The 462-nt window shown below is 54.8% G+C and carries 1 protein-coding gene; it reads left to right on the top strand.

Annotated elements, in window-relative coordinates; genetic code table 11:
- Positions 1-28 precede the first annotated feature (28 nt).
- A partial coding sequence (gene dapB, locus SB822_RS54980; protein ID WP_410858834.1) for a 4-hydroxy-tetrahydrodipicolinate reductase occupies positions 29-462 on the top strand: 434 nt, incomplete at its 3' end.

The following is a 462-nucleotide window of genomic DNA, read 5'->3' as shown; positions in this document are numbered from 1 at the left end:
CTATGCAAATTAACAAAAGAGAATAGCTATGCATGATGCAAACATCCGCGTTGCCATCGCGGGAGCCGGGGGGCGTATGGGCCGCCAGTTGATTCAGGCGGCGCTGGCATTAGAAGGCGTGCAGCTGGGCGCGGCGCTGGAGCGCGAAGGATCTTCTTTACTGGGCAGCGACGCCGGTGAGCTGGCTGGTGCAGGGAAAACAGGCGTTACCGTGCAAAGCAGCCTTGATGCGATAAAAGATGATTTTGATGTGTTTATCGATTTTACCCGTCCGGAAGGTACGCTGAACCATCTCGCTTTTTGTCGCCAGCATGGCAAAGGGATGGTGATCGGCACTACGGGGTTTGACGAAGCCGGTAAACAGGCGATTCGTGACGCCGCCGCCGATATTGCGATTGTCTTTGCCGCCAATTTTAGCGTTGGCGTTAACGTCATGCTTAAGCTGCTGGAGAAAGCAGCCAA

Origin of the sequence: Paraburkholderia sp. SIMBA_054, from assembly GCF_046534875.1 — a bacterium.
In the GTDB taxonomy this organism is placed as follows: domain Bacteria; phylum Pseudomonadota; class Gammaproteobacteria; order Burkholderiales; family Burkholderiaceae; genus Paraburkholderia; species Paraburkholderia hospita.
Note: the sequence above shows the minus strand (reverse complement) of the source record. Positions and strands in the feature narration are given on the sequence as shown.